This is a genomic window from Acidovorax sp. 62 (assembly GCF_002754495.1).
Lineage (GTDB): Bacteria > Pseudomonadota > Gammaproteobacteria > Burkholderiales > Burkholderiaceae_C > Acidovorax.
The window spans coordinates 1,304,907-1,322,525 of record NZ_PEFJ01000001.1 but is presented as its reverse complement, the minus strand read 5'-3'; the positions used below and the strand labels follow the sequence as shown (position 1 = coordinate 1,322,525).

Sequence of the window (17,619 nt, the reverse complement as noted above, 5' to 3'; positions counted from 1 at the left end):
CGCTCAGGGATTGCCCCTAGCAGCTATCGCGCACGCGACTGGCAGCGAAGACGCAGCGTGCGGCTCCCCTCAAAAACTCAAAGGCCCGGCAGCTTGTAGTCCTTGAGTTGCTCGCGCAGTTTGGTCTTGAGCATCTTGCCGGTGGCCCCAATCGGGATGGCATCGACAAACACCACGTCGTCCGGGATCTGCCACTTGGCGGTCTTGCCTTCATAGAACGCCAGCAACTCTTCACGGCTGACTTCGGTGCCCGGGCGCTTGACCACGGCCACGATGGGGCGCTCGTCCCACTTGGGGTGGGGCATGCCCACACACGCCGCCATCTGGATGGAAGGGTGCGCCATGGCGATGTTTTCAATGTCGATGGAGCTGATCCATTCGCCACCCGACTTGATCACGTCCTTGCTGCGGTCAGTGATCTGCATGAAACCATCGGCATCGATGGTGGCCACATCTCCCGTGGGGAACCAGCCCCGGCCCTGCGCATCTTTGACGAGTGGGTTGCCGCCCTCGCCTTTGAAGTAGCTGCCCACGATCCACGGGCCTTTGACCAGCAGGTCGCCATAGGTTTTGCCGTCCCAGGGCAGCTCTTCGCCATCGCCGCCCACGATCTTCATGTCCACGCCGTAGATCGCGCGGCCCTGCTTTTGCACGATCTTCATCTGCTCATCCTTGGGCAGCGAGAGGTGCTTGTTCTTCAAGGTGCACAAGGTGCCCAGCGGGCTCATCTCGGTCATGCCCCAGGCATGCAGCACCGTGACGCCATACACCTCCTGGAAGGCCGTGATCATGGCAGGCGGGCAGGCCGAGCCCCCAATCACCGTGCGCTTGAGCGAGGAGAACCTGAGCCCTTCGGGCTTCATGTGGCCCAACAGCATCTGCCACACGGTGGGCACACCAGCAGCGTAGGTCACTTGCTCGGCTTCGATCAGCTCGTACACCGATTTGCCGTCGAGTGCAGGACCGGGGAACACCAGCTTGCAACCCGTGAGCGCCGCTGAATAGGGGATGCCCCACGCATTGACGTGGAACATCGGCACCACGGGCAACACCGAATCACGGGCCGACATGCACATCACATCGGGCAGCGCGGCCGCATAGGCATGCAGCGTGGTGGAGCGGTGGCTGTACAGCGCTGCCTTGGGGTTGCCCGTGGTGCCACTGGTGTAGCACATGCTCGATGCCGAGTTTTCGTCGAACTCGGGCCAAGCGTAGTCGGTGCTGTGCTGGCCGATCCAGGCCTCGTAACTCACCAGGCCGGGCACGCCGGTGTCGGCGGGCAGCTTGTCGGCATCGCACAGTGCCACCCATTGCTTGACGGTGGGGCAGCGCGCGTGCACGGCCTGCACCAGGGGCAAAAAGCTCATATCAAAGCACAGCACCTGGTCCTCGGCGTGGTTCACGATCCAGGCGATCTGGTCGGGGTGCAGGCGGGGGTTGATGGTGTGCAGCACGCGACCCGAGCCGCTCACGCCAAAGTACATCTCCATGTGGCGGTAGCCGTTCCAGGCCAGGGTGGCCACCCGGTCGCTGAACTGCAGCTTCATGGCATCCAGCGCATTGGCCAGGCGGCGCGAGCGTGCCGCCAAATCACGGTAGGTGTAGCGGTGGATATCGCCTTCGACCCGGCGGGAGACGATTTCCGCGTCACCGTGGTGGCGCTCTGCAAACTCGATCAATGACGAAATGAGCAGCGGTTGGCTCTGCATCAGGCCCAGCATGTTGACTCCTTGGATGTTGTTGTGAACGAAACGGTCATCGTACTGCGCCGGGCAGGCTGTCGGTGTCGCAAAGGGCTCGTGAAATCCCTCATGGAGCACGCAAAGTCCACGGCACCAGCAAGGCCCCGGAAGCTGAAGGAATTAGCGTGCTGCGAGACAATGGCGCCATGAACCAGCCCACCCTAAACCCCCTTGCGCAGCCTTTGAACTTGCGCTGGCAAAGTGGCTTTAGCGCCCTGGGCAGCGACTTTTTGACCGAGCTGCGCCCCACCCCCTTGCCCAGCCCCCACTGGGTGGGCACCAGCGCCGATGTGGCGCAACTGCTGGGGCTGCCTGCCCAATGGGCGCAGAGTGATGAAGCGCTGCAGGCCTTCACCGGCAACCAATTGCTTGCAGGCTCGCAACCATTGGCCAGCGTTTACAGCGGGCACCAGTTTGGTGTGTGGGCCGGGCAACTGGGTGACGGCAGGGCCATCTTGCTGGGCGAAACCGCTGCCGGGTATGAAATACAGCTCAAAGGCGCAGGCCGCACGCCCTATTCCCGCATGGGCGACGGGCGGGCCGTGCTGCGCTCCAGCATCCGCGAATTTTTGTGCAGCGAGGCCATGCACGGCCTGGGCATCCCCACGTCCCGCGCACTGTGCATCACCGGCTCGCCTGCATCGGTACGGCGCGAGGAAATCGAAACCGCCGCCGTTGTCACCCGGGTGGCTCCCAGCTTTGTGCGCTTTGGCCACTTCGAGCACTTTGCGGCCAACGACCTAGAGCCACAGCTGCGCGCCCTGGCCGACTACGTCATCGACCGCTACCACCCCGAATGCCGAAGTACGGAAGCCACGGGCCCATGGGGTGGCAATGCCTATGCCGCACTGCTGCACAGCGTGAGCGAGCGCACGGCCCACTTGATGGCGCAGTGGCAGGCCGTGGGCTTTTGCCACGGGGTGATGAACACCGACAACATGAGCATCCTGGGCCTGACGCTGGACTATGGGCCGTTTCAGTTTCTCGATGCCTTCGTGCCGGGCCACATCTGCAACCACAGTGACCACCACGGCCGCTACGCCTACAACCGCCAGCCCAACATCGCGTACTGGAACCTGTTTTGCCTGGCCCAGGCGCTGCTGCCGCTCATCGAAGAGCAAGACACGGCGCTGGCCGCGCTGGAGTCGTACAAGACGGTGTTCCCCAGCGCCTTCATGGGGCAAATGCGCAAAAAGCTGGGGCTGACGCAAACCCGTGCGGAGGATGAAGCCCTGGTGGAAAACCTGCTGCAACTGCTGGCACGCAATGCGGTGGACTACACCATCTTTTGGCGGCGCTTGTCGCACGCAGTGGCGAATGGCCAGTACGAACCCGTGCGCGACCTGTTTGCCGACCGGCCCGCGTGGGATGCCTGGTTGCTATCATATTCAGAGCTTCTAGCGCTTGATAATCAAGCGCTAGCGGGTGATTTGATGCTCAAATCCAACCCCAAGTACGTGCTGCGCAACCACCTGGGCGAACAAGCCATCCGCGCCGCCAAGGCGGGGGACTTTTCAGAACTGGCCACGTTGCAGCGCCTGCTGGAGCGGCCCTTTGAAGAACACCCGGGCCACGAGGCCTATGCCGACTTCCCGCCCGACTGGGCTTCTTCCATTTCCATCAGTTGCTCATCATGACCTTTCCCATCCAGAAGACCGACACCGAATGGCAAGAGATCCTGCGCGACAAAGGTGCTGAACCCGTCGCCCTGCAAGTCACCCGCCACGCGGCCACCGAGCGCCCTTTCACCGGCAAATACGAAGCCCACTGGGCCGACGGCAGCTACCACTGCATTTGCTGCGGGGCCAAACTGTTTGAGTCGCTCACCAAGTTCGACGCCGGGTGCGGCTGGCCCAGCTTCTCTGAAGCTATCCCTGGAACCATCCACGAAATCGTGGACCGCAGCCACGGCATGGTGCGCACCGAGACAGTGTGTGCACAATGCGGGGCCCACCTGGGCCATGTCTTTGAGGACGGCCCCGCACCCACCGGGCTGCGCTATTGCATGAACTCTGCGTCACTCGACTTTGAACCCGACGCCCCTTGAACCGCTCAACCGCTGAACTGCCGCTTGAACCGCCGCGCCAGCACGCTGGCCTCGCCTTATGAAAATATTGATTGATTTCTTCCCCATCCTGCTGTTCTTCGGCGCCTACAAGTTCTTCAACATTTATGTGGCCACCGGGGTGCTGATGGCCGCCACCGTGGCGCAGATGGGCCTGATCTACGCCATCGACCGCAAACTGCAGACCATGCACAAGATCACGCTGGTGCTGATCGTGGTGTTCGGCACGCTCACGCTGGTGCTGCAGGACGACCGCTTCATCAAATGGAAGCCAACGGTGCTGTACGGCGCGATGGCCGTGGCGCTGGCCGTTGCCGTGTGGGTGATGAAGAAGAATATCTTGCACATGCTGCTGGGCGGCCAGTTGAGCCTGCCCGATGCGGTATGGATGCGATTGAACCAGGCCTGGATCGTGTACTGCGCCTTCATGTCGGCGGTGAACGCCTACGTGGTGATGAACTTCAGCACCGAGTTCTGGGTGGACTTCAAGCTCTGGGGCTACGCCTTCCCCCTGGTCTTCTTGGTGGGTCAGGGCCTTTACATCGCCCCCCACATCAAGGGTGATGAGCCCACGCAGTAACCCTAGTTTGTCCGCCGCCCCACCCTTTTGCAAACCATGACCCTTGCAGACCAAATGCACCACCAGTTGGCGCAACAACTGAGCACCACCGCCCTGGAGGTGCTGGACGAAAGTGCCGCCCACGCAGGGCATTCGGGCTCCAACGGCACCGACTTTGGCACCCACTTTCGGGTGCGCATAGCGTCACCTTTGTTTACAGGCAAGTCACGGGTGGCACAGCACCGCCTTGTGTATGATGCGCTGCAAGAATTTATTGACCGGGGCGTTCACGCACTCGCCATTGAAATTCTCTGAGCCGGCCCCAGTTTCCTCACTTGCCGGTTTTCAGCCAGCAAACACCTTCTCATTTTTTGGATCTCGCATGAAGAAACAGCTCCTGTCCGGCCTCGTGGCCGCTGCCGTGCTGGGCACGATGGCCCTGCCCGTTTCCGCCCAGAACATTGCCATCGTCAACGGCAAGGCCGTGCCCAAAGAGCGTGCAGAAGTGCTGCGCCAGCAAGTGGAGCGTTCAGGCCGTCCTGTGACGCCTGAAGTGGAAGGCCAAATCAAGGAAGAAGTGATCGCTCGCGAAATCTTCTTGCAAGAAGCACAAAAGCGCGGCCTGGACGGCTCCGGAGACTTCAAGGCCCAGATGGAACTGGCCCGCCAGACCATCCTGATCCGCGAACTGTTCGCCGATTACCAAAAGACCAACCCTGTGACCGACGCTGAAATCCAGGCCGAGTACGACAAGTTCGTGGCAGCCAACAGCGGCAAGGAATACAAGGCCAGCCACATCCTGGTGGAAAAAGAAGCCGACGCCAAGGCCATCATTGCCGCCCTGAAGAAGGGTGCCAAGTTTGAAGACCTGGCCAAGAAGCAATCCAAGGACCCCGGCTCTGCAGCCAAGGGCGGCGATCTGGACTGGGCCAACCCTTCCAGCTACGTGAACGAATTCACTGAAGCGCTGCTGAAGCTCGAAAAGGGCAAGACCACAGACGCTCCCGTGAAGAGCCAATTCGGCTGGCACGTGATCCGCCTGGTGGATGTTCGCCAAGCCGAACTCCCCAAGCTGGAAGAAGTGAAGCCTCAAGTGGCCCAGCAATTGCAACAACAAAAGCTGGTGAAGTTCCAGGAAGACCTGCGCGCCAAGGCCAAGGTCGAGTAAACACCCGAAAGCGCTCTGTTTTGGCGCTTCAGCATCAAACGCGGCCCAGGCCGCGTTTTTTTATGCCTGTGCCCCACCGCAGGTCGCCACCTGCAGACCAACGCGATGTACTGCAATCAACTCTTGAGCGACCTCGCTGCGCTCATCGCGCCCACTGCATAGCCGCATTCACCTCAGCGTTTGGCCAGCCACAGGAAAGCCATCAAACCACCCATCAGCACTGGCTGGTGTAGCAGGTAGTAGCTGAGGCTCCAACGCCCCAGCACTGCGGGGCCTTTTAAAAGACCAGGCAAGGGCCGTTGCAACCAGTGAGGCCTGTTGACCAGCAACCACTGGCCCACAGCCATACCCCACCACACGACACCCAGCCACGGAAACACGGGCACATAGTCTTGCGTGAAGGGCTTGCGGCTCACCCAGCCCAGCCAATTCAACGCAGGGGCATTGAACCAGGGAGCTAAGGCCTCAGCACCGTGGGTAAACACATAGGCAGCCAGAGGCGGCAAGCACAGCGCCGCGCCGCCCGTCCACCACAGCCAACGACCCCAGCCGGCGCTCCAGCGCACAACGCACAGCATGACCGCCATGCCGTGCAACACGCCAAAGTAAATGAAGCTTTGGGGAAACATGGCGTACGAGGCCAGACTCACCAGCGCAGCGCCCCCCGCAATCTGCAGCCAACGCCACCCAAACCGGGACCAACTCTGCCCCTGCTGCACGGCAATGGACTGCGAAAGCCCAGCGCAAAACAAAAACAAACTCACGATGGCTGTGCGCTGCGTCGTCCACACCGGGTCGATGCGAAAGTTCTGCGCCCACAAACCAAAGTGCGCCAAGTCGAAGCAGAAGTGAAACAGCGTCATCCACACCATGGCACAGCCTCGAAGGGCATCGACCAACGCATAACGCGGTGTGGGAGGGGGTGAATCGGCAGAACTCAAGGGCATGACAGCACGGGAAGAGGCGCAGAAGCAGAACACACGATAGTGCCAGATCAGCGAGCCCAAAAGCCGCAGCCCCATGAGGCAAAGCAGATACACACCGCAAAGCCCGCCAGAATGCAAAAAGGGTCTGCAACGATTGTTGCAGACCCTTAAAACAATGGTCGGAGCGGCGGGATTCGAACTCGCGACCCTCTGCTCCCAAAGCAGATGCGCTACCAGGCTGCGCTACGCTCCGACAGCTCGTATTCTAACCCGGTTTTTCCGGGCTTCTGACCAAACAAGCAAATTTTTAAAAACTTTAAAAACCTGCTATGCCTACGAGAGGTCAGCCAGATTGCCACCAAGGCAACAATCTAAAGAGCTAAAAATTATAACTTTGAAAAATGGGCCGATTTCCCCAGCCCATTGAAAATTTTAACGATTGCCACCAGAAGGGCCTGGGCCACGTCCAGCCAGATGGCGGAAAGTGATACGGCCCTTGCTCAGGTCGTAGGGCGACATTTCCAACGACACCTTGTCACCCGCCAGAATGCGGATGTGGTGCTTGCGCATCTTTCCGCCGGTGTAGGCGATCAGTTGGTGACCGTTGTCCAGGGTGACGCGAAAGCGCGAGTCAGGCAGGACTTCGGTGACGGAGCCTTGCATTTCAATGAGTTCTTCTTTGGCCATGTTTTTCTATCTCGTGATCTTAAAAACAAAATTCTGTGGTTTGCGCGCTGCACATGCGGGCATCTGCCAACGCGGCCCCTGAAGACAGATCTTCAAGGATCTCTGGGCACGGTGCTTTGCGGGCGGGGGAGTCGCTGCACCCGGGGCGCAGATCAGAAAGAAAAGAGGCCTGGATGAGACGGCTTCAATGAACAGGCGAGGCGCTGTGCATGAGCCTGTCAATTGTAGCGCGATGTGGGTATCTTGCCTATGGACGTTGCCGCATGCGCCCGGCCCTGTCGCCCACACCGAACAAACTGCACCAAAGCAAAGCGGCACAGAGCGTGTTCAACGCCACTGTGCCGCGCCAGTTCCAGCCCTCCCGGGCTTGCCCTAATCAACTCATTTGGCGCTGACCGTGATCGGCACCAAGGCCTGCGTGGTGCGGCCTGCGGAATCCTTGGCCACCACCGTGAGCTGGTAGCTGCCAGCCACAGGTGCGGCCCACAGGGCCGTGATGGTGGTGCCGCTGATCGAGAAACCCATGCCCCAAGGAACACCCGAGATGGACACAGAGAACGAGGTGCCTGCGGGTGCCGAAATGGCGATGGTGCCTGTCAACGGCTTGCCCACCACCCCAACCATGGCGGGTGCCGTAATGGTCAAGCCGCCAGAGGTGATTTGCACGGTGTAGGTTCCCTTGCCGGACAGCCCGGTCTTGGTGTCCTTGGCCGTTACGACCACGGAGTAGTTACCCAGCACAGGCGAGCCCCACGTCACAACGCCCGTAGTGGCGTTGATTGCCATGCCAGAAGGCGCCCCAGCCAGGGTGTAAGCCATGGGATTGGACGAAGGCACTGTCGCATTGAAGGACAGGGCGACGCCGACCTTGCCTGCCACCGTACCACCGGCGACCACAGGCGCACTGGGAGGCGCGGCAACCACCACGGTGTACACGCCCTGCCCGCTCAGCCCGGTCTTGGTGTCACGGGCTGTGACGGTAACAACATAGGAGCCAGCCACTGGCGCGGCCCAGGTCACCACACCGGTAGAACCGATGGCCATGCCGGAGGGCGCGCCTGTCAGGGCATAGGTCACGGGGTTCGGTGCGGTGACCGACACGGTGAACGACAGCGCTGTATTCGCCTGGCCATTGATGGTGGCGGATGTCACCGAGGGCGGCACGGCCGGGGCTGACGCACCGGACAGCAAGTTGACGAGGTTGGTGGCATTGGGTGTACCCAGGCCGGTCAGCTGGTCATAGCCCACCCGAGCCGAGCAAGTACCGCAAGTGCCATGCGACCCCAGCGTGATGTCTGCAAAGCCACTGGCATAGTTGCCCGGCACCGCGCCGACTTGTCCGTACAAAGTGGTGTGCGCAGCACCCAGCACCGGCTTGGCTGCCTGCACTCGCGCGGCATTGGCCACAGCCACCAGCCCAGCCCACATGGGCGAGGAGAGGCTGGTGCCGCCAGCGCTCAGCCACTGCACGGTCGAGCTGCCAGGAGACAACACCGCCAAGTAGTGACCCGTGGCAGGGTCCGCGTTCATGGCCACATCGGCCACGGTGCGGCGCACCGCCGAGCCCACGCCTGGCAAACCCGATTTTTGGTAGGTGGGCGTGGCCACATAGGCGCTGATCCCACCGCCGGTGCCCGACCAGCTCGCTTCAGACCGAGAGCCTGTGCCGCTGTAGGTCAGCGTGGTACCGCCCACACCCAGAACGTTGGCCGATGCGGAAGGCCACATCACACCCGCACCCCAATCCCCCGTGGCGGCCAGGTACGTCATATTGGCGGTAGAGAACGCAGAGTCCAAGGTCGAAGTCCAGGCGCCCTCCGCCGCACCGAAGCTCATCGACACCACCCCTGGCCCCATCGCATTGGCCAGGCGGATCGCAGCCGTCAGGTTGTTCACGGACGCATCGGGCGCCTCGACCAGAACGATGCGAGCCAAGGGGGCAATGGCGTGCGACCACTGCACATCCAGCGCAATTTCCGTGGCCCAACCCGAATCGTAGGCTGGCGCCGTGGCGGAGAGCGTGCCCGTGGCGCTGCTGTAGGCCACCACCAGCTCACAACCCGTCTTGGAGGCTGCAGGCAGTGGCAATGCCGTGCTGGCGGCCAAGGTTCGGGTGGTGCAGGTGGGCAGGCCAAATTTTTGATTGAAAGCGGCCAACTCGGCTGCCGCATTGGGGTTGTGCTTGGCAGCCACGATGTAGATGGTTTGCCCCGCCCCCAGTTGCGCAGCCTGGGCGGCTGTGGGCTGGGTTCCTACCGCAGGCAATGCCGGGAAACCATAGGCCGCACGCACCTGGGCCACCGTGTAGGTGGTGACCGCAGAGCCCGCCAACGGCGCGGCCTGCTCACCGTCGGCAGACGAAGGTGCGGCCTGCATCCCTTTGGTACGAACAGCCTCCAGCGTGTCCAGCGTCAGGCGTTTGGTCGAGAGCGCCGCAAGGCCCGAGGGCACCGCTTGCGATTTGGGGGTTTGCGTAGCAGACGCATTGGCGTTAAGGACGTCCGCGTCATCCGGCGGCGTCAACACCACAGGGGCGACGTGGAACGTGGGCTGGGCGATGAGTGCACCAGCATCGCTGGACAGTTCATCGGCCTGCAGCGCCAGGGTGGTCGTGGCTGTGGCCACTTCGGCTTGGGCCAGGGCTTGCGAGGCCTGGTCTTCGCTGCCGCCACCGCAGGCACCCAGTGCAGCCAACAAAACGCCAGAAACAGCCCATTGCGTTTTGCGCATGGAAGACCGGCGGTCACTCGAAATCAAAACTGAGCGCATGTATCACCCCTCAAAGGACAGTGTGGATACAAGGCACCGCAGCCCGCCGCAAAGCAAGCGATACAACACGGCACAGGCTCCATTTCGAGCGCACTTGCTGTATTGGCAACCCCGCTATCGTGCCCATCGCTGGGTTTAGACCGGTGGCTTTGCGACCCCGTCTTTCGAACGGGTGTGCCTTGAATGATTCAAATGTAATTAGTTGTTTCAATTGCGTCAATAGCATTTACATCATTTCAATCAAATGCAAATGAATGCCATTTAGCGCACCGCCCGGTGAACAGGCCCTAGAATGCGCCGCACCACCTGCTGTGAAGGAAGTGCTCTTGTCCGATCGCCTCGCCGTTCTGCCCCAATACCTCTTGCCCAAGCAAGCCTTGACCTCCACCGCTGGGCGCTTGGCCCGGGCCCGGGCGGGCCGCTGGACGACGATGGCCATTGAGCGCTTCATCGCACGCTACAACGTGAACATGTCCGAGGCAGAGAACCCGGACCCGGCCGCCTACGCCACGTTCAACGATTTCTTCACCCGCGCGCTGAAACCGGGTGCCAGGCCGCAAGCCAGTGCCACCTGGATTTGCCCCGTGGACGGGGCCATCAGCCAATTTGGCCGTATCGAGCGCGATCAGGTCTTCCAGGCCAAGGGGCATTCGTACTCCACCACCGCGTTGGTGGGGGGCGATGCGGCCCGCGCAGCGGTGTTTGACGATGGCCACTTCGCCACGCTTTACCTCAGCCCACGCGACTACCACCGCATTCACATGCCCTGTGCTGGCCAGCTCACGCACATGGTGCACGCCCCTGGTGACCTCTTCTCGGTCAACCCCACGACGGCCCGGGGCGTGCCTGGGCTGTTTGCGCGCAACGAGCGCGTGGTGTGCTTTTTTGAGTCCGATCTGGGGCCGTTTGTGATGGTGCTGGTGGGCGCCACCATTGTGGGCAGCATGGCCACCGTGTGGCATGGCTTGGTGAACCCGCCTCGCACGGGCCAATTGCGCCAGTGGGACTATGCCCCTGGCCAGGTGAGCCTGCAGCAAGGGCAGGAGATGGGGCGCTTTTTGCTGGGCTCCACCGTGGTGATGCTGTTCCCCAAAGGGGCCATGCAGTTCAACCCACAATGGGCGCCTGCACGTCCCATCCGGCTGGGCGAAACCATGGCACAACGCGGGTAACCCGACACGGATCACGCCACAAAGCAAACTAGGCGCAATAGCGCCTGTTCACGGCCTTGCATCCCCGCGTCAGTACTTGTCTGGCCTGCGGGTGAGCTGAAAAGCCGTGGGTTCCAGCTTGAGAGATTCGGGGTGCACCGGGTTTTCATGGCCCTCCAGATAGACCATCATCGCGTAACGCCGCACCACCACGTGGCTCACGGTCTCGTGGCGCGACCCGAGCATGACAGGCGCACCCGGCCTGAACAAAGGCATGTAGTAATAAGCCGCATCGCGCATGGTGTGCGGCTCCTTCCGCATGGGTGGTGTAACCACCCCGCCCTCCAGTGCAGAGGGCTGTGTGGGAGCATCGTAGCACCACCCACCCAGTAAAAGCCCGAATCCAGGGGCGAAACTTGCCCAAGATCAAGCACCCCGGTCTTCCCAGTCGCCCGCTGCGGCGCAGAACCGGTTCAAAGTGCCGCGCAATGAAGCCCGCCTGGCACAACCCCTAAGAACCTGTTCAAAGCCCCGACACCTCACCGCACAAAATCCAAGGCGGCAGCCAGCATGCGCTGCAGATGCGGCTGCACCTGCACAGCACGCTCTGGCAGGTAGTCAAACGGCAGGCATTCCTGCATGTAGCTGCACTGCGTCATCTCCAGTTGCACGGCATGCACGCCCTGCCCTGGCTGGCCGTAGTGGCGGGTGATGTGCCCTCCTTTGAAGCGACCATTGAGCACGGCGGTGTAGCCCGGGGCGGCCTCGGCAATCTGCAGCAGCTCTTGTGCCAGCGCCGGGTCGCAGCTTTCACCATGGGCCGTGCCCAGGTTCAGGTCGGGCAACTTGCCCTCAAAAAAGCGCGGCAACACCGAGCGAATGGAGTGCGCATCCCACAGCACGGCCACGCCATGCTGGGCGCGGATGCGGTCCAGCTCGGCGCGCAATTGCGCATGGTAGGGCGTCCAGACGGTATCGCGGCGGGCAGCGATCTCTGCCTCTTGCGGCACATCGCCTGCGGCATAGATGGGGGTGTCGTCAAACGTATCGACCGGGCACAGGCTCGTGACGCTTTGGCCTGGGTAGAGGCTCGCGCCATCGGGCGGACGGTTCAGGTCCACCACGTAGCGCGAATGCGTGGCCACGAGGATGGACGCACCCATGTCTTTGGCGAAGGCATACAGGCGCTCCATGTGCCAGTCGGTGTCTGGCACCTGGCGGGCCTCGGGCGTGAAGCGGGCCGCCAGCGCAGGCGGCACATAGGTGCCCGCGTGCGGCATGGACACCAGTAAGGGCTGCGTGCCCTGGTGGAAAACGAACGGTGGGGGGGCGATAGAGGTCATGGAGATCGGATCAGAAAGGTTCAGGGTCAGTCGGGTGCAATGGTGCTGGCGCGTGCGGAGGCAAAAGCGCTGGCGGCTCGGTCATGCAGCGCATGGCGGCCCTGGGCCACGCGGCGTGCTCCGCCCACCCACACACTGTCAATGGCCGAAGTGCGGTGGCTGGCAAACACATGGGCCGACAGCATGGCGGGCGCGGGCAGGCCGCGCAGGGCCACATGCTGGGCATCAAGCACGACCCAGTCGGCCGACTGCCCCACAGCAATGCCCGCTGCTACACCGGGCCCCCAGCAGCCCGATGCCTGCGCCCCGCCCTGAACCGCCTGCAAGGTCATGGCGGTGGCCACCTCCGGCTGGCTACTGTGGGCCAACACGTTGCGCTGACGGCGCGACAGGCGCTGGCCATATTCCAGCATCAGCAGTTCTTCGGCCGCGTTCACGCAGGCGTGGCTGTCCGAGCCCACGCCCCAACGCCCGCCGTGCTGCAGCCACAGGGGCATGTCGAAAATGCCATCGCCCAGGTTGGCCTCCGTCGTCGGGCAGATGCCTGCCACGGCGCCCGTTACGGCGGCGCCAGCGTACTCGGCGGGCGTCATGTGCGTGGCGTGCACCAAGCACCAGCGCTCGTCCACCGGCGCGTGCTCCAGCAGCCACTGCACGGGGCGCTGGCCGCTCCAGGCGATGCAGTCCTCCACCTCCTGCGTCTGCTCGGCAATGTGGATGTGAATGGGCGCCTTGGGGTTCAGCGCCGTGAGGCCCTGCACGGCAGCTGTCAGGCTGTCTGGCGGCACGGCGCGCAGCGAATGCGGGGCCAGGCCCAAAACAGCCCCTTGCGCTTGTGCAGCGGGCGCCAGGCGCTCCAATAATGAGAGCATGTTGTCGGTGCTGCGAATGAACCGGGCCTGGTCCGCCCGGGGCGGCTTGGCGCCAAAGCCGCTGCTCTGGTACAGCACGGGCAGCAGCGTGATGGCGATGCCCGCCGTGTGCGCGGCGCGCAGCAGGGCCAGCGACAGCGTGGCGTCGTCCGCGTAAGGGCGGCCGTCGGTGTCGTGGTGCACGTAATGGAATTCGCACACCGAGGTGTAGCCCGCCTCCAGCATCTCGATGTACAGCCAGGTGGCAATGGCCTCCAGCGCCTGTGGCGTGATGCGCTGGGCAAAGCGGTACATGAGGTTGCGCCAGCTCCAGAAGCTGTCTTGCGCCTGGCCCCGGTATTCGGTCAGCCCCGCAAAGGCGCGCTGGAAGGCGTGCGAGTGCAGGTTGGGCATGCCAGGGATCACCGGGCCCGGTGCCAAGGCAGCCCCTTCAGGGCGCTGCATCTTGGGCGTGACGGCGGTGATGCGCCCTGCCCCGTCCCACGCGATGAGCACGTCGCGCGCCCAGCCGGTGGGCAGCAGCGCGTCGGCAGCAAAGATCTGGTTCATGCCTGGGCTCCGTGAATGCACCCTTGCCGCACGATGGTGCAGGCGGGCTGGTGGCCAAACCAGTAGGTCAGCTCGGCCGCGTCGGCCAGCGGCCACAGCACAAAATTGGCCGACCGCCCGGAGGCGATCAGGCCATGCGTTGCCTGCAAACCCAGCGCCTTGGCTGCGTGTGTGGTGATGCCTGCCAACGCCTCAGGCACCGTCAGCCGAAACAGCGTGCAGGCCATGTTGGCCATGAGCAGCAGGCTGAGGGCTGGCGACGTACCAGGGTTGTGGTCGGTCGATACGGCCATGGGCACCCCCGCATCGCGCAGTGCCTGGATGGGCGGCAGGTGGGTATCGCGCAGCGTGTAGTAAGCGCCGGGCAGCAGCACGGCCACGGTGCCAGCGGCTTGCATGGCGGCGATGCCTGCTTGCGACAAGTGCTCGATGTGATCGCAAGACAGCGCGCCATAACGTGCCGCCAGCGCCGCGCCGCCCATGTCCGACAGTTGCTCGGCATGCAGCTTGACGGGGATGCCCAGCTTTTGAGCGGCCTGGAAGACCTGCTCGGTCTCGGCCAGCGTGAAGGCAATGCGTTCGCAGAACACATCCACCGCATCCACCAGGCCTTCAGCAGCCAGCGCAGGCAGCATCTCTTGGCAAACCACATCGATGTAGTCCTGGCTACGCCCAGCGTATTCGGGCGGCAAGGCGTGTGCACCCAGAAAGGTGGTGCGCACCGTCACGCCAAAGGCCTCGCCCAAACGGCGCGCCACGCGCAGTTGCTTGCGCTCATGTTCCAGTGCCAGGCCGTAGCCGGATTTGATCTCGATAGCGCACACGCCCTCAGCCAGCAGGGCCTTCAGGCGTGGGACGGCCTGGGCAAAGAGTTCGTCTTCCGTGGCCTCGCGCGTGGCCTTGACGGACGACACAATGCCGCCGCCCGCCCTGGCGACCTCTTCGTAGGTGGCGCCTGCCAGGCGCATGGCGAACTCGTTGGCGCGTTGGCCGCCATACACCAGATGGGTGTGGCAATCGACCAAGCCCGGCGTGACCAAGGCACCCGCGCCTTGCCTGCGCGGCAAGTGCTGCCAAACGGCGGGCACTGCCGCATCGGGCCCCACCCACTGGATCTGCCCCTGCTGCACCACGATGCTGGCGCGTGCGCCGGGCGGCACAGGCACATCGGGCTGCACCAGGGCCTGCACCGGCAGCAGGCCGTGCCAGATGCCATCGGCGCTGGGGCCAGGGCCGGATGGGGAAGGAATGCAATCACGCATGGCGCTCAGCCCTTTACTACATTATTGATAGCTGCCAGCGCTTACTAGGCAAGCGCTAGAGGCCCATTTGACTACATATTCAAAGGCACCACATCGACCCACACCAGCGTAGGCCGCGCATCGGGCGCAAACGGATGGGGGTTGGCCACCTCGGGCGACAGCGGCTGCAAGGGCTGCAGCACCCGTGCGCCCATGGCCTCGGGCCACCACAGGCCCTGGCCAGGCTGCAGCACGCGCGCCGCATCGCCACCCAACACCGCCCACTGGCCCTGCAGCACCATGCACAGCCCCGCACCCATGGCGCCCACCGTGCCCGTGTCGTGCAACACCTGCATGCGGCCTTGCCACTGGCCCCGGCGCAGCATCAGGTTGAAATCAGTCGATGGCCCGCCGATCAAGCGGCTGTCCAGCGGCTGCTCTCCCGCAAAGTTCCAGGGCTGCCAGCGCTGCTGCAGCGTGTGGCACAGCTCGGCTTGCTCGCCATGCAGCGTCACGCCATCGCCGTCGAGCAGCATGATCTGCCGGTCTACCCCCGTGAAGGCCGAAAACGGCCCAGCGGCCGCAATGCGGGCCACGCTCACGCGCCAGCCAAAGGCATCGGTGCCCGCGCCAGGCGGCCAGCACACCAGCTCGCGGGTGCTGCCGCCGCCGTTCTTCCACGGGGTGGCAGGCACCGTGCGCAGATCAAACCAGTGCACGGCCTCGCCCTGGACTGCAGCCGCACCAGATTCAGCAGGCGCAGGCTGCGGCGTGGCCTCCACAACAGCGGCGGCGGGCATCAGCGTGCTCCTGAAGCACCTGGGACCATGGGCAGCTTCAGGCCCTGCTTCTTCGCCGTTTCCACAGCCAGCTCGTAGCCCGCGTCGGCATGGCGCATCACGCCGCTGCCGCAGTCGTTGACCAACACATTGGCCAGCCGTGCAGCCGCTGCGTCGGTGCCATCGGCCACGATGACCATGCCCGAGTGCTGCGAGTAGCCCATGCCCACGCCGCCGCCGTGGTGCAGGCTGACCCAGGTGGCGCCGCCGGAGGTGTTGAGCAGCGCGTTGAGCAGCGGCCAGTCGCTCACGGCGTCGGTGCCGTCGCGCATGCCTTCGGTCTCGCGGTTGGGGCTGGCCACGCTGCCGGTGTCCAGGTGGTCGCGGCCGATGACGATGGGGGCCTTCAGCTCACCGCTCTTGACCATCTCGTTGAAGGCCAGGCCCGCGATGTGGCGCTCGCCCAGGCCCAGCCAGCAGATGCGTGCGGGCAGGCCCTGGAACGCGATGCGCTCGCCCGCCATGTCGAGCCAGCGGTGCACGTGTTTGTTCTCGGGGAACAGCTCCTTGATCTTGGCGTCGGTCTTGCGGATGTCCTCCGGGTCGCCCGACAGGGCCACCCAGCGGAACGGACCCTTGCCTTCGCAAAACAGCGGACGGATGTACGCGGGCACAAAGCCGGGGAAGTCGAAGGCGTTCTTCACGCCTTCGTCAAACGCCACTTGGCGGATGTTGTTGCCGTAGTCCACCGTGGGGATGCCCATCGATTGGAAGTCGAGCATGGCCTGCACATGCACGGCGCAAGATTTGGCGGCGGCCTTTTTCAGCACCTCGTGCTGCGTCACGTCCTGCTGCGCGGCGCGCCACTGCGCCACCGTCCAACCGCTGGGCAGGTAGCCGTTGACGAGGTCGTGGGCCGAGGTCTGGTCGGTGACCAGATCGGGCTTGAGGCCACCGGCCTTGGCACGGCGCACCAGCTCGGGCAGGATTTCTGCGGCGTTGCCCAGCAGGGCAATCGACACGGCTTCTTTGGCAGCCGTGTGCTGCTGGATCAGCTCGAACGCATGGTCGATGTCACGCGCCTGCTTGTCCACGTAGCGCGTGCGCAGGCGGAAGTCGATGCTGCTTTGCTGGCATTCGATGTTGAGCGACACTGCGCCCGCAAAGGTGGCGGCCAGCGGCTGCGCGCCGCCCATGCCACCCAGGCCTGCGGTCAATATCCACTTGCCTTCGAGCGAGCCGCCATAGTGCTTGCGGCCGGCCTCGGCGAAGGTCTCGTACGTGCCTTGCACGATGCCTTGCGTGCCGATGTAGATCCAGCTGCCCGCCGTCATCTGGCCGTACATGAACAAGCCTTTTTGATCCAACTCGCTGAAGTGCTCCCAGTTGGCCCACTTAGGGACCAGGTTGGAGTTGGCCAGCAGCACGCGCGGTGCGTTGGCGTGGGTCTTGAACACGCCCACGGGCTTGCCGGACTGGATGAGCAGGGTCTCGTCGTCGTTCAGGTCCTTGAGCGAGGCGAGGATCTGGTCATAACACTCCCAGTTGCGCGCGGCACGGCCAATGCCGCCGTACACCACCAGGTCTTGCGGGCGCTCGGCCACTTCGGCGTCCAGGTTGTTCTGGATCATGCGGTAGGCCGCTTCGGTGAGCCAGCTCTTGCAAGTGAGCTGGCTGCCGCGCGGCGCGCGGATCACGCGGCTGGCGTCGTGGCGGGGGTCGGCGTGGGAGGCGGCTGCGATGATGGCGTCGTTGGCGTTCATGGTGG

At 63.6% G+C, this 17,619-nt stretch carries 16 protein-coding genes, 1 tRNA gene and 1 riboswitch; of the genes, 6 read left to right on the top strand and 11 right to left on the bottom strand.

Features of this window, described 5'->3' with window-relative positions:
- Positions 1-77: 77 nt before the first annotated feature.
- Complete coding sequence (locus tag CLU86_RS05915; protein ID WP_099740986.1) at positions 78-1,721, bottom strand: 3-(methylthio)propionyl-CoA ligase; 1,644 nt, start codon at positions 1,719-1,721, stop codon at positions 78-80.
- Between the two features lie 167 nt (positions 1,722-1,888).
- Between CLU86_RS05915 and CLU86_RS05910 the strand changes: the two genes are divergently transcribed.
- The 5 genes from CLU86_RS05910 (at position 1,889) to CLU86_RS05890 (ending at position 5,534) form a co-directional block, all read left to right on the top strand.
- Positions 1,889-3,379 (top strand): YdiU family protein, encoded by a 1,491-nt coding sequence (locus CLU86_RS05910; protein WP_099740985.1) that lies wholly within the window; start codon positions 1,889-1,891, stop codon positions 3,377-3,379.
- Positions 3,376-3,789, top strand: a complete 414-nt coding sequence (gene msrB / locus CLU86_RS05905) for a peptide-methionine (R)-S-oxide reductase MsrB (protein WP_099740984.1) — start codon at positions 3,376-3,378, stop codon at positions 3,787-3,789. Before CLU86_RS05910 ends, msrB begins: the two co-directional genes overlap by 4 nt.
- A 58-nt stretch (positions 3,790-3,847) precedes the next feature.
- The gene (locus CLU86_RS05900) at positions 3,848-4,387 is read left to right on the top strand and encodes a septation protein A (RefSeq protein WP_099740983.1); all 540 of its coding nucleotides are present in this window, start codon (positions 3,848-3,850) and stop codon (positions 4,385-4,387) included.
- A gap of 36 nt (positions 4,388-4,423) precedes the next feature.
- Positions 4,424-4,681, top strand: coding sequence for a BolA family transcriptional regulator (locus CLU86_RS05895; RefSeq protein ID WP_099740982.1), 258 nt, complete (start codon positions 4,424-4,426; stop codon positions 4,679-4,681).
- Positions 4,682-4,748: 67 nt separating this feature from the next.
- Complete coding sequence (locus CLU86_RS05890; protein WP_099740981.1) at positions 4,749-5,534, top strand: peptidylprolyl isomerase; 786 nt, start codon at positions 4,749-4,751, stop codon at positions 5,532-5,534.
- A gap of 173 nt (positions 5,535-5,707) precedes the next feature.
- Here the strand turns inward: CLU86_RS05890 and CLU86_RS05885 are convergent, their stop codons facing one another.
- From CLU86_RS05885 to CLU86_RS05870, 4 genes are all read right to left on the bottom strand, one after another.
- Positions 5,708-6,481: a heparan-alpha-glucosaminide N-acetyltransferase gene (locus tag CLU86_RS05885; protein WP_158236315.1), complete on the bottom strand. Its 774-nt coding sequence runs from the start codon at positions 6,479-6,481 to the stop codon at positions 5,708-5,710.
- Positions 6,482-6,636: 155 nt separating this feature from the next.
- Positions 6,637-6,713: transfer RNA gene (locus CLU86_RS05880), tRNA-Pro, on the bottom strand.
- Between the two features lie 179 nt (positions 6,714-6,892).
- The gene (gene infA, locus CLU86_RS05875) at positions 6,893-7,147 is read right to left on the bottom strand and encodes a translation initiation factor IF-1 (RefSeq protein ID WP_099655250.1); all 255 of its coding nucleotides are present in this window, start codon (positions 7,145-7,147) and stop codon (positions 6,893-6,895) included.
- A gap of 381 nt (positions 7,148-7,528) precedes the next feature.
- A complete protein-coding gene (locus CLU86_RS05870) occupies positions 7,529-9,877 on the bottom strand; it encodes a S53 family peptidase (protein WP_233194828.1) in 2,349 nt (782 codons plus the stop codon).
- A 140-nt stretch (positions 9,878-10,017) separates the two neighbouring features.
- A riboswitch (cyclic di-GMP riboswitch) is annotated at positions 10,018-10,105 on the bottom strand.
- A 137-nt stretch (positions 10,106-10,242) separates the two neighbouring features.
- Between CLU86_RS05870 and asd the strand changes: the two genes are divergently transcribed.
- Positions 10,243-11,088 (top strand): archaetidylserine decarboxylase, encoded by an 846-nt coding sequence (gene asd, locus CLU86_RS05865; RefSeq protein ID WP_099658593.1) that lies wholly within the window; start codon positions 10,243-10,245, stop codon positions 11,086-11,088.
- 69 nt (positions 11,089-11,157) lie between these two features.
- On the opposite strand, the gene CLU86_RS05860 is transcribed toward asd, so the two are convergent.
- The 6 genes from CLU86_RS05860 to hutU all read right to left on the bottom strand — a co-directional run bounded on the left by CLU86_RS05860 (position 11,158) and on the right by hutU (position 17,614).
- The gene (locus CLU86_RS05860) at positions 11,158-11,367 is read right to left on the bottom strand and encodes a hypothetical protein (protein ID WP_099658592.1); all 210 of its coding nucleotides are present in this window, start codon (positions 11,365-11,367) and stop codon (positions 11,158-11,160) included.
- 239 nt (positions 11,368-11,606) lie between these two features.
- A complete protein-coding gene (gene hutG / locus CLU86_RS05855; protein ID WP_099740978.1) occupies positions 11,607-12,410 on the bottom strand; it encodes an N-formylglutamate deformylase in 804 nt (267 codons plus the stop codon).
- Positions 12,411-12,436: 26 nt separating this feature from the next.
- The gene (locus tag CLU86_RS05850; RefSeq protein WP_099740977.1) at positions 12,437-13,831 is read right to left on the bottom strand and encodes a formimidoylglutamate deiminase; all 1,395 of its coding nucleotides are present in this window, start codon (positions 13,829-13,831) and stop codon (positions 12,437-12,439) included.
- Complete coding sequence (gene hutI, locus CLU86_RS05845; protein WP_099740976.1) at positions 13,828-15,093, bottom strand: imidazolonepropionase; 1,266 nt, start codon at positions 15,091-15,093, stop codon at positions 13,828-13,830. Before hutI ends, CLU86_RS05850 begins: the two co-directional genes overlap by 4 nt.
- A gap of 71 nt (positions 15,094-15,164) precedes the next feature.
- Positions 15,165-15,791, bottom strand: a complete 627-nt coding sequence (locus CLU86_RS05840; RefSeq protein WP_099743334.1) for a HutD family protein — start codon at positions 15,789-15,791, stop codon at positions 15,165-15,167.
- Between the two features lie 80 nt (positions 15,792-15,871).
- Positions 15,872-17,614: a urocanate hydratase gene (gene hutU, locus CLU86_RS05835; protein ID WP_099740975.1), complete on the bottom strand. Its 1,743-nt coding sequence runs from the start codon at positions 17,612-17,614 to the stop codon at positions 15,872-15,874.
- Positions 17,615-17,619 lie beyond the last annotated feature (5 nt).

What these genes read in the sequence shown, in the direction of transcription:
- CLU86_RS05915 (WP_099740986.1), bottom strand. Translation starts at nt 1,721, where the DNA reads ATGCTGGGCCTGATGCAGAGCCAACCGCTGCTCATTTCGTCATTGATC.
- CLU86_RS05910 (WP_099740985.1), top strand. Translation starts at nt 1,889, where the DNA reads ATGAACCAGCCCACCCTAAACCCCCTTGCGCAGCCTTTGAACTTGCGC.
- msrB (WP_099740984.1), top strand. Translation starts at nt 3,376, where the DNA reads ATGACCTTTCCCATCCAGAAGACCGACACCGAATGGCAAGAGATCCTG.
- CLU86_RS05900 (WP_099740983.1), top strand. Translation starts at nt 3,848, where the DNA reads ATGAAAATATTGATTGATTTCTTCCCCATCCTGCTGTTCTTCGGCGCC.
- CLU86_RS05895 (WP_099740982.1), top strand. Translation starts at nt 4,424, where the DNA reads ATGACCCTTGCAGACCAAATGCACCACCAGTTGGCGCAACAACTGAGC.
- CLU86_RS05890 (WP_099740981.1), top strand. Translation starts at nt 4,749, where the DNA reads ATGAAGAAACAGCTCCTGTCCGGCCTCGTGGCCGCTGCCGTGCTGGGC.
- CLU86_RS05885 (WP_158236315.1), bottom strand. Translation starts at nt 6,481, where the DNA reads ATGCCCTTGAGTTCTGCCGATTCACCCCCTCCCACACCGCGTTATGCG.
- infA (WP_099655250.1), bottom strand. Translation starts at nt 7,147, where the DNA reads ATGGCCAAAGAAGAACTCATTGAAATGCAAGGCTCCGTCACCGAAGTC.
- CLU86_RS05870 (WP_233194828.1), bottom strand. Translation starts at nt 9,877, where the DNA reads ATGCGCAAAACGCAATGGGCTGTTTCTGGCGTTTTGTTGGCTGCACTG.
- CLU86_RS05860 (WP_099658592.1), bottom strand. Translation starts at nt 11,367, where the DNA reads ATGCGCGATGCGGCTTATTACTACATGCCTTTGTTCAGGCCGGGTGCG.
- hutG (WP_099740978.1), bottom strand. Translation starts at nt 12,410, where the DNA reads ATGACCTCTATCGCCCCCCCACCGTTCGTTTTCCACCAGGGCACGCAG.
- CLU86_RS05850 (WP_099740977.1), bottom strand. Translation starts at nt 13,831, where the DNA reads ATGAACCAGATCTTTGCTGCCGACGCGCTGCTGCCCACCGGCTGGGCG.
- hutI (WP_099740976.1), bottom strand. Translation starts at nt 15,093, where the DNA reads ATGCGTGATTGCATTCCTTCCCCATCCGGCCCTGGCCCCAGCGCCGAT.
- hutU (WP_099740975.1), bottom strand. Translation starts at nt 17,614, where the DNA reads ATGAACGCCAACGACGCCATCATCGCAGCCGCCTCCCACGCCGACCCC.